Annotated in this window: 3 protein-coding genes and 1 tRNA gene; 3 read left to right on the top strand and 1 reads right to left on the bottom strand. The window is 61.5% G+C overall.

The features are described from left to right. From AC1DUU_RS29420 to AC1DUU_RS29410, 3 genes are all read left to right on the top strand, one after another. On the top strand, nucleotides 1-321 hold a 321-nt coding region (locus tag AC1DUU_RS29420), incomplete at its 5' end, for a hypothetical protein (protein WP_476786855.1). Between the two features lie 25 nt (nucleotides 322-346). Further along, a tRNA-Leu gene (locus AC1DUU_RS29415) sits at nucleotides 347-431 on the top strand. A 121-nt stretch (nucleotides 432-552) separates the two neighbouring features. After that, nucleotides 553-1,722 carry a glycosyltransferase gene (locus tag AC1DUU_RS29410; RefSeq protein ID WP_476786854.1) on the top strand — a complete coding sequence of 390 codons (1,170 nt, stop codon included), beginning with the start codon at nucleotides 553-555 and terminating at the stop codon, nucleotides 1,720-1,722. A 27-nt stretch (nucleotides 1,723-1,749) separates the two neighbouring features. On the opposite strand, the gene AC1DUU_RS29405 is transcribed toward AC1DUU_RS29410, so the two are convergent. Then, nucleotides 1,750-2,358 carry a GDYXXLXY domain-containing protein gene (locus tag AC1DUU_RS29405; protein ID WP_476786853.1) on the bottom strand — a complete coding sequence of 203 codons (609 nt, stop codon included), beginning with the start codon at nucleotides 2,356-2,358 and terminating at the stop codon, nucleotides 1,750-1,752. Between the last annotated feature and the right edge of the window lie 124 nt (nucleotides 2,359-2,482).

Genomic DNA, 2,482 nt, shown 5'->3' with positions numbered 1-2,482 from the left:
CTGCATCATCAAACCTTTGTTTTCACGTATGGCGCGGGTGGACGGCGTCCTGCCGTTCAGCCTGCCGGAATTCGTTTGCCGGGGGTGGCTTCAAGTTCGCAAATCGGTATCCGGATCCGCCATTTGCGGTCGTTTGCTCCGCCGTCACCCGAGGATTTCGATAAGCTGTTGTTATTTCGACTTCTTATCGCATCCTGCAGCGACGGGTACTTGCGTCCTATCTCATTCGACAGGCCTTTTGTCACAGGCGAGGCCAATTTTCAACTATCTTCGCCGTTTCTCCCAGGTGAGCTGGTTTCAGCTGTGAGATTGACAGAATGATGGCAGCGTGGGATTGGCGATCCATGCGGATGTGGCGGAACTGGTAGACGCCCTGGATTTAGGTTCCAGTGCCGAGAGGCGTGTAGGTTCGACTCCTATCATCCGCACCAAAGACGCTCTGCCCGGCGGACATTGAAACCTCGTATCGAGAGTGATTCAGCCGTGCACCAAGCAGAAAATCTCAAAGCCGCAATCAGCGACGCAAATAGCTGTCCCTCTTCGCGGCGTACCTTGCTTGTCGCCACCGATGCCGCGTGGCCGCCCATATCAGGCGCGGAATTGCGCAACTGGCAAAATGCCCAGGCGCTTGCCGGGTTGGGCGATGTGCTCGTTGCCTCGGTCCACCAACCACCTTTGCCCGCGAATCTCAACGACAGTAGAATAACGACCTTGGCACTGGCCAACGCCGCTGAGGCGGCAACGTCCCCGCGCCTTGCCAGGCGCCAGACCCCGATCGACACGCGCATCCCACAGGTGGCGCTTGCCCGGCTGCTTGAAGCAGCGCGCGACTTCAGGCCGGATACCATCGTCGTCGAAGGCATCCCGCTGTTTGCCCTGATCGAGCACCTGCGGCCGATGGCGCCAACGCTTGTGCTCGATATGCACAACATCGAGTCGGACCTGGCCCGGCAAATGATGCCGAAAACGAGTTGGCTGGCCGGGCTGTTCTCCAAGAAAACACGCCAGGTCAGGCGCATGCGCGACATGGAATTGAAGTCGCTTCGCATGGTCGACAGAGTCTGGGTCTGTTCCAAACAGGATCGAGAAAGACTGCGCGGCCTATCCGGTGGCCGCACCATCGCGGATGTGATTCCCAATGGAATTCCCCGCTTCGAGCTCATCCCCGAAACGCTGGTCAGCCAGCCCGCTATGATCAACGACCAGCCGACCCTGCTGTTTATCGGCCACCTCAACTATGCGCCGAACATCGAGGCGGCACGTCGGCTGGCAACGCAGATCCTGCCCAGGCTGCAAGCGACACTGGGCGGCGCGAAGCTGATCGTCGCCGGGCGCAGCCCCAACCGCGCGCTGAACGATCTCGCCGCGCTGCCCGATGTCGAGTTGATCGCCAATCCGGACGACCTGTCTGAACTTTACCGCCGCGCCCACCTGACCATCGTGCCTCTGATGACCGGCGGYGGCACGCGCCTGAAAATTCTTGAAGCGATGGCATGGGGGCTGCCGGTAGTGGCAACGCGGCTTGCCGCCGAGGGCCTCGAACTGATCGACGGCGTCGACATCGACTTTGCCGAGTCCGACGAGGAGCTGGCCGCCCGTGCAGCGGCCCTGTACACGGACCCGGTTCGGCGCGAGGCACGTCGGCTCCGCGCCCGCGAAACGGCTGCCCAGTGGTTCGGCCCTACTGCAGTCGAAGCAGCCGTGAGGGCAAGCCTGCTCTAGCGATTGGCTGCTGCCCTGTGGGCCGCTTCAGTAAAGCGGCTCTTGGAAAAGCATGGTGTCGCCGTCCATCAGCGCCTTGATCTGGCCGCTGCCGTCTTTGGCAATCGCGACCTTGATGCCGAAGCTGCGCAACGCGGGCTCAGCGCCAAAGTTGCGCTTGCGCATCTCCTCCTCGATCGCCAGCCCCTCGCCTTCCGGCACATAGTAGCGCTCGATGCCGTAGTCGACGCTGATGGTCGAACCTGGCGTCAGGCTCCAGCCATCGGAAACGTGTCCCACTATGTCGACTTCGTCTGCGCCAGCTTGTGTCGCCGCAGTTCCCAGCCAAGCCGAGGTTGCGCGCCAATAACCATCGGCATCCTTCTTCAAGCGCACGACAATAGGCCCTTCGGCCGTCGCCAGCTCCCCCTGGGGCAGGTTGGCGATTTTCTCCACCTCAATGCGCGAGATGTCATAGCCCAGCCGGACATAGTCACCGCGCAGCAGGTCGCGCGGGTCGACCGGTTCGACCTTGAGCAACACTTCCTTGCCGTGGCGAAGGATTGTGGCACGGCCAGCGATCATCCAGCCGAGGAAACCGATCTGCGCCAATGCGAGCAGGACTGCAGCGATGACGAGCTTGTAGCGAGGCATCATGCTGCTCCTTGAGTCGGCTGGGGCTTCATCCGCCGTTCGATGCGGATGATCGTATAGGCGAGGCCGGCGAGAATTATTGCGGCTGCGAAGAAGAAGCCTGCGGTGCCGAGCATCGAGCCAACCG

This window comes from Aminobacter sp. P4_H6_2, from assembly GCF_056400805.1.
This window is presented reverse-complemented; position numbering and strand designations above follow the sequence as displayed.

Excerpts from the sequence above, each read along its gene's own strand:
- AC1DUU_RS29405 (WP_476786853.1), bottom strand. The coding sequence starts at position 2,358 with ATGATGCCTCGCTACAAGCTCGTCATCGCTGCAGTCCTGCTCGCATTG.